The organism is Sphingomicrobium arenosum, from assembly GCF_026157085.1.
Taxonomy (GTDB): domain Bacteria; phylum Pseudomonadota; class Alphaproteobacteria; order Sphingomonadales; family Sphingomonadaceae; genus Sphingomicrobium; species Sphingomicrobium arenosum.
This window is the reverse complement of the sequence record NZ_JANPVN010000001.1, coordinates 2,532,033-2,539,781: the sequence shown is the minus strand read 5'-3', so window position 1 is coordinate 2,539,781 and position 7,749 is coordinate 2,532,033. Positions and strand designations below refer to the sequence as shown.

Genomic DNA, 7,749 nt, shown 5'->3' with positions numbered 1-7,749 from the left:
TCGGCCGGGATCGACGACAGGTTGTTGCGCACGGCCGTACAGACGACGCGGCCCGCGCTGTCATAGCTGAAATCGGTCTGCGCGATCAGCGTGCCGTCAGTGTGCTTGCCCGCGAACACCTTCCGGCTGACGACATGGTCGAAGTCGGCATCGTAGACATTTTGCAACGTGCTGTCGTCGACGAGGCTGCTGTTGAGGGTAGCCGTATTCGTGCTGCCCGTGATAGAGGTCGCTCCCTGCCGCACGATGACCGGCTTGCCGCCAATCTCCTGAGAAATGAAGGACGCGGGCCGCAGGCGCGCACCGCTCCCATCGGGATCCACCCCGATCGAACCCGCAACCGTCTTGAACCCGAACACCGTGTCGACGGTATCGCCCGACCCCGCCAACGGGCCGTCAACCGACGCCACGCGGCCGTCATAGGAATAGCTATAGCTGTTGGTCGCACTGATCGCGCCATCACCCGAGCGGGTGGTCACACTTTCCAGCTTCAGGTCCGAGGCGCGGTAGGCGTATTCGACCACCCTTTCATTCGCGCTGCCAGCGCAATTGGCCGCCGTCGTGCAGAAGCGCTCCTCGTCGAGCAGCCACTTGGTGACCGAGCCCGAGCTGTTGCTGTGCTGGCCGAAGGCACGGTGGACGGTGGGGCGCGGGCCGCCGGATGCGGAGGGCACCCCCTCGATCTTCACGAGGTTTCCGCGCGTGTCGTAGCTGTAGTCGACCTGCGCACCCGCAAAGTCTCGTTCCCACGCCAGGCGGCGACAGGTCTCGGGCAGCGCCGAACAGCTGTCGATATAGCCCTTCTGGCTAACCAGCGTCGGGAGACCCGAACCAGGCTTGGCGATTCGTTCGACCTTGGTCAATTCGCCATGCGTGGGGTCGTAGGTGTAGCGGACCTTGTTCCCCTCGGGATAGGTCTCGAGCGTCACGCGCCCCTTGCTATCCAGCTCGCGGATCACGCTGTCGCTTCCGCTGGTGTAGGAGACGGGTTGTTCGAGCACCGGGTCGGAGACGACGTCGACCACCACCTGCTCGGACGTCACGGCGCCGGTCGTCTTCGTTACCTTGATGCTGCCATCGGCGAGCGTCGACCAAGCATAAGTGGTCTGCACATCGCCATCGATAACCTTGGTCACCTTGTCGTTTGTATAGGTGATGCTCTTGCCCGCCGTCGTCTCGCCGGGCCGCTTGATCGACACGAGGTCGCCAGCGCTGGTCTTGAATTCCCAGTCTTCGCCATCGGCATCGGTGACCCGTGTCGTATTGGCATCGGGATATGTGTAGGAAATGGTGGCGATCTCGGTCGCGGTCGTCAGATCTTTAAACTTGACCGATGCACGCTTGTACCAATCGCCGGTCGCCGGCCCATTTACCGTCGCCGAGGTTAAATATGTGAAGTCGGCCTCGTAAATCCCATTCGAAACCTTGTCGACGCGGCTATTCTGATAACATTCCCACGTCATCGTCTCGGGGTCTTGAACCTCCTCTTCCGGGCTGCGTGGCAGTAACGGATCATTCGGGTCGGAGATCTGGTAACAATAAGTGTGATTGTCGTAGCTCAGCGTCCATTCGGCACCGTTGGTGTAGCGCACGGTCGTCGGCATTAGCTGGCACTTCACCCCCGACATGGGGTGGCAGAAACCATTGGTCGTCATATCCAGCTGGGCACCGGGCTCGGGGTTGGTATATTCGATCACCCGGCCGGAGGGCGCGACATATTCGTAGGTCACGGTATCGGCGGTGACGATCTCGGTCAGCTGGCCGCCGGCGCCTTGAGCATCGACCCAAACTCCGCCCGTTTTCTCAAACTTGAGCGACCGCATACCGAAATGAAGATAGATCGTCTCGGTACTAGCGTCTTCGCGCCGCTGGAGATGGCCAGGGACGTTGTCGGAAAAGCGATTCCGCGAATCCCACACGCGGCCGATCGACAGTTCATCGGAGCCCGAACCAACCGAACCTTCGGTCAGGGAAAAGTGGAACTTCCCGGTCGACAGGTCGACCCCGTTTTCATCGAGGCTCAGCTGGTTTTGCGCGGTGGCGTCGCTGTTCTGCGCAAGGGCCGGCGTCGCCAGCGCGAGCGGCACGAGACTGCTGCTCCAAAGCGCGGCGGCGCGAAGACGAGTAGTGATATTCTTGGACATAATTTCCCCCAATCCGCCCCGAGGGCGGCATCGAAATTTCGAAAGCGTGCGGTTTAGCGGGCCGGCTCGCCGATCGGATCGGTCGGGTCCCCGATGTTGCAGCCGTTCGCCGCGTAATTGATTGTCACATCGATCTGGCCCACTGCGCTGTTCTGCGCCGTATCTTCAACTGTGTAATAAAAGGTCATGCTGCCCATCGGCGGGGCCATCATCTGGATCGATTGCCCATCGCCGCTGATCGACGCATTCCAGCTTCCTGCGTCGAGCGCCGTAATCGTCAATGCATCGCCGTCCGGATCGCTGTCGTTGGCAAGCGGATAGATGGTCAGCAATTGACACGAATATCCCGTCGCCGTGTCGTTGACCGCTACCGGCGACTGGTTGGCCGACGCAACATCGTTATCGACAATTCGGATCGTCCGCCGATAGGGCGTTCCGAGTTGAGAGGAATCTGAGGGGTTGTAGAGTTCCCCCCTGAAACGTTCCTCGTCTTCCACCTCGCTATCGTCGGCAATGGCGACCGTCAGCGTTTTGCTTGCCTCGCCCGAGGCGAAGGAGAATTTGGTCCCGGGCCATTGCTGATAGTCAGCGGCACTCGCCGTGAGGTCGACCGTCCTAAAATAAACGCTCAGCGCATCTTCGAGAGGCCCGTTGCGATTTATAGTGAACGTCACCGCCTCGCCTTCGTCCCAGAACAGCGTCGAGGCCGTCAGGCTGAACGTAACACCCTCGCCAAGTACGCCGTCATCGATGCTCGTCGAAACCATTAGGCGGTTGTCCGCATCGTCAAAACTATAAGTTTCGCTGACATCGTCGAGCGACGTGCGCGCTGAATCGACCGCCACAAGTCGCCCCCGGCCATCATAGGTATATTGCTGCACTTCCTGAGCGAACACCGGGGCACAAATGCCCACGGCCACCAGAATCGAGGCAGTCGCTCCCAGCAAGATCGATTTCATTATTCCCCCCAAAAGATTATTGCCCGCAAGAATACAGACAAAGCATGGTCGCACAGATCCGATCGCGAAACATTACGTGTTCGACGCAACCGCAATAGGCAGAACTTTTTGAAAGGGGTCATCGTCGTCACGCACAACGACCCAGCCTACCTCACCTAAATATCTTCCTAGGCAAAACTATTGGACACCAGCCGCGTCATTTGACCCTCATATACTTCGATTCGACATTTTTACTTTTGATAGTTGATGAACATTGGTCAAGATAAAATTTCGGTTAAGTTTGATCCTCTACTAAGATTTACAGAGTGCGTTTAACAAGGGGCCGGCCTGGATAGGCCTGACAATTCCCACTACATCACGCCTGCCTCCGTTGATGGTAACTATTGGAGACACGGAGTGCAGAGTTTCAAAAATTAAAATGCGACGCTAAGCAGTTATTGTTTTGTCTCCAAACTAAAATTTCGCAATGATTTGAGTGCCCATCTTTGTTACGCCGCGCGCGCCATTTTCCAAAAGGCTTGGATCTAGGCGCGATTTATCCGACTAGAAAAATATCGAAGATGGGCACCGTGGCAGCTACTGGGCCGGTAGCGGAATGTCGGCTTTCGGCTCGAAATCCGGTAAATTTGTCGTTCACAGGCCCCCGAATGGAGTGTCCGGCAACCCTAGTCGCGGCTAAAAGCGTCTGCTTCGCAGCGCCCCATTTTCGGCCGCTCCTTCATCGGCTACCATCCTTCGATGAGGCCGGATTTCTCTATGCCTTCAGCTGAATTGTGCCCAGAGAGAGGTGTTGAAGCGTGAGCTACATTGACGTCGAAGAGGGGCGCGCTCTTTACGCGGAAGTGACGGTAGAGCAGCCGGTCATAATCGTTGAGGGCGTCGAAGAGCCGCAGCCGCCCCTTCGGATGGGTGGCACCTTCATGATTCATGATGGCGACATTCGTCTCAGCCTAGTGCGCTTCGATGAATTCTTTCACGTCGCGAAGGAAACACACCTCATGGCCCGAACGGAGAAGAACTGGACGGCATCGCTCTATGATTTGGTGCCCGGTGGGAGCGGCCAGCGCGGCCATACCGACCTTACCACCTATCATCAGACGATGCTCGTCAACACCGCACTGATTGGCTGGAAACCTTGGCTTCCCGAGTATCGGACGAGACGGACGGTCTTTCGCGTGCCGGGCGCCGATTACGTGATGCGCCACTATCCTACGTTCGATGGCATGGCGAACAAGAAGTTCGGCGATAAAAAGGAGCACGTAGCGGTAGATGCTACCGTCAAAGGTGGGCGAGTTCGTATCTACTACAATGCGTCTGGTTCAATGGATAGTGACTATGCCAAGGAAGTCTGGCCTGTCGTCGAGTTAGAGTTTGACGATTTACAGCCGCTTGAGGAGATGCGCCGCCGTGTCATCACCTTCCTGCGCTTCCTATCAAGCCTATCCTCGAATGCCTTTAAGGCGAGCGAGCAGATCGTGTCACGCCTATCGCATGAGGAATGGATCAAGGAGGTCCACGAGCACAACAACCCTCCGGACTTCTCGATCTATTATTACGAAGGTCGCAAGCGAGCGCCCATCACGGATGCTCGAATTTACGGCTCTTACGCCCTCCTGCACGATGATGACGAGCGGAAAGCGTTCGTAAACTGCCTTGTCGAGTGGTTCGCGCGCGATGACAAATGGGAGGGTGCGGCGTCAGCCATGATGGACGCGTTCTCTCTTGACGACGTCATGTCCCCCACTCGTCTGCTCAACGCTACCAAGTGGATCGAAAGCACCCCTGGAACTGCTGCAAAGCAAGCGATGGAGGAGGGGCATGTCGTCGCGCTCTCCAGCCTGCTCTCCCGCCACGCCGTCAGGCTGGGTTATGAAAAGCTGCTGGGGAGACTCAAGAACTCTCTGAGGCGGATAGCCGAGGAGCAAAACGCCGACAGATTCGTGAGGCTCGTGGCGGAGTTGAAGGCCACGTTTGGCGACAAGGTAGTGGGGGATGACCTAGCGGCCTGGGTGGCGGAGGCATTTACCCTCCGCGGCAAGGCCGCCCATCGTCCGATCATCCGTCAGACCGACGAGGAGTATGAGCTGTTCTCCAAAGCTGTCCACGCGGCCGAGTGCTTTGCCTATCTCATGCTCATCCGCGAACTGCCAATGTGTGAGGCTGGAAGGAAGAGGGCAGCGTCGAGCCCGATGGTAGAATACTACAGGGTAGAGATGAAAGGAATCTGGCCCAAGGACGTGAAGGCCAAGGGTAGGAGCAAGGACAAGGCCTAGACCGGCTTCATCCCGCGTCTGCGAAAGCGTCTTAGCCGGCGGAGCGGGCTACTGCCAGGCTATCAACCCGGCAGCGCGGCAATTTGGTCGTCCCTCTGCCGCTGCCCATGTCAGCGGCTGCGTCCTCGAGCTAAGGAGTGTCCCACTCAACCTTCACTTCAACCGCATCAAAGTGACGCACGCTTCTGGACTGATCATTCAGGCACGAATGACTGGGATTGGGGCGCATTACGACCGGCACAGTCGCTACATGGAAATGGATGTAGCGAGCTGATCCGCAGCGAGTGTGTCTTCGACGAAAACGCGACCTGGTCGGCCCGAGCAATTCCAGTTAGCCGGCGATCGCCGAAAAGTCGCTTGCCTTGCGGATCTCTCCGAAAAGCGCGGCCAGCTCGGGCTCCTTCTGGCGCACGCGACGGAAGTCCTCTAGGGTACGCTTATCCACGAAAAGGATGTCGGTGTAAGCCGCGAGTGCCGCCAGGTGCTGATCGTGCACGTCGCTGCCGGGCTTGCTGGCGCGCTCTTGGCCGTGCCGCCGGAGCGCATCGGCGATCCGCCAGCTCGGCAGGCTCTGCATCTCGATGCGCTTCAGCCGCTGGAATGGCAGGCCGGTCTTCTCTGCCACGACCGCCAGCTGGGACCGGAAAGTGCCGAGCGCGGAAAGCTCGGCAATGGTGCGATCGTCACGAACCTCGTGCTCATCGATACCCTGCTTCACGTAGGAATCGATGAGCAGCTGCCGCACGGGGATATCATGCGGGGGCATCTGCGCGGCCACTCGGGCAACGAACTCGTTTGCGAACTCGAACGCCTCCGCATCGCTGCGCCGAGAGCCTGTCATCTTGGAACGGACGAAGGCGGCCTTGTGAATAGCGGACAGCATTTCCTCACGCTCAGCGGGCGTCCGAATGCTCTGCCTGCAGATTTCGCCAAAGGTCTGAGTATCGTCAATCGACCTCATGCCGGAGAGCGCGGCGATCATCCCGACGTGCACGCGCCGCTCGCGCATCGCGTGGCGGGCCACGTCCCAGACCAATCCATCGACACCAACGGCCCTTTCGCCGGCTCCGACGCGCATCAGGCTCGTGCGGACGTGATCCCTTATGTCGGCGATTCCCTCGTAGCCGGCGTCGTGGGCGACCGCCTCGGCCGCCAGGATGTCGACGATGCTGCCGACAACGGCATCCCCCGGGGTCTGCATCCACGCCATCAGTGGCAGCGACCGCAGAAACGTGACGCGGGCCTTGGCGTTGACTGGGTCGTCGACGACCAGCAGCTCCTCGAGGTGATGCATCGAGAGGAAAGGCACCCTACCGCCGCGGAGCAGCCGGTCATGAAGATCTAGGGCGGTCTGAGAGGCATCGCCTCCGCGCACGGCGGCATCGATCCAATTCGCCCAGTGCGAGGTGTCGGGCGCAATGATCGTCGGGCGCTCGAGCTTCACTCGCGTTCGCCTGGCGTCACGGAGTCCGACGTTTGGTGTTCGCCCCATGCATCCTCGACGGGCGGCGGTGCCGGGCAGGCCCTCGCCTCATCAGGGCGGCCACCCCCGCCAGTGGGCGTGGACTGACGGTCCGGTGCAGGCCGGCGATTGAGACCGGTGGAGCTTCCTCGGTCGGCTCCACGGGCGCCAAGCCGGGTTGAGGCAACGCCTGTCGGTTCAACGCGGTCTGCCGGCGTCGCTGGGGCCGGACAGTTCGCGGCTGGCGGCTGCACCGCCTTCGGCGGTCGCTCGACGATGACGCGGGTCGGTGCCGGTTCCTGAGCCGCGTTGCGGAAGCCGGCCAGATGGAAGAGCGGATCGAGCAACAGCAGCAGGATGAAGGTGCCGAACGCTCGCAGCAGGTGCTCGTGCGTCACTCGGATCCGGGTCACCTTGGCGTTCACGGCGTTCCGCGATCGGCGCGATGCCAGCAGGGTGCCGCGGATCACCTTCCGCATGTGGTCCGGGCCGCTCCAAGCCCTTACGAGTTCGGCCTCGCCGACGCGCTGGAAGCCCGTCACCTGCAGCGTCTTGAAGGCGTGGTAGCCGACCGCCGCGATGTAGATGGTGGCCACGGCGAGCACAAATAACCGCGCCGAGTCAGGCGCAGGACCCGCCTTCTTCTCCCAATTCGCCGCCTGAAGCGTGATGATGATCGGCACTAGAGCGGCGAGGACGGCGAGATAGGTCGTGGCTTTGCCCTCCGCGATGCGAACCCGCTCCATGTCGGCATCGGCGACGCGCTGGGCCTCGTCGAGGGCCAACTCCTCCCCCGGCGTCCAAGTCGATGCGGCGATGGCGGCTTCGTCGTCGAGGAGGCGCTGGTCCTCGGCCGCCTGGTCGGCGGCGGACAGCGGCTCGATATGCGGGAACACCGCGTCCAGGACGCG

At 60.3% G+C, this 7,749-nt stretch carries 5 protein-coding genes; 1 reads left to right on the top strand and 4 read right to left on the bottom strand.

The window, feature by feature from the left end; all coding sequences use genetic code 11:
* The coding region (locus tag NUW51_RS12710; RefSeq protein WP_265587886.1) for a hypothetical protein at positions 1-2,144 on the bottom strand (2,144 nt) is incomplete at its 3' end.
* A 53-nt stretch (positions 2,145-2,197) separates the two neighbouring features.
* Positions 2,198-3,103 (bottom strand): Calx-beta domain-containing protein, encoded by a 906-nt coding sequence (locus NUW51_RS12705; protein WP_265587885.1) that lies wholly within the window; start codon positions 3,101-3,103, stop codon positions 2,198-2,200.
* Positions 3,104-3,900: 797 nt separating this feature from the next.
* Between NUW51_RS12705 and NUW51_RS12700 the strand changes: the two genes are divergently transcribed.
* Positions 3,901-5,376 (top strand): hypothetical protein, encoded by a 1,476-nt coding sequence (locus tag NUW51_RS12700; RefSeq protein ID WP_265587883.1) that lies wholly within the window; start codon positions 3,901-3,903, stop codon positions 5,374-5,376.
* 331 nt (positions 5,377-5,707) lie between these two features.
* On the opposite strand, the gene NUW51_RS12695 is transcribed toward NUW51_RS12700, so the two are convergent.
* Positions 5,708-6,820 (bottom strand): hypothetical protein, encoded by a 1,113-nt coding sequence (locus NUW51_RS12695; RefSeq protein WP_265587882.1) that lies wholly within the window; start codon positions 6,818-6,820, stop codon positions 5,708-5,710.
* Entirely contained in the window at positions 6,817-7,734 is a 918-nt protein-coding gene (locus NUW51_RS12690) for a hypothetical protein (protein ID WP_265587881.1), read from the bottom strand. The genes NUW51_RS12695 and NUW51_RS12690 overlap by 4 nt, the downstream gene beginning before the upstream one ends.
* Positions 7,735-7,749: the final 15 nt, after the last annotated feature.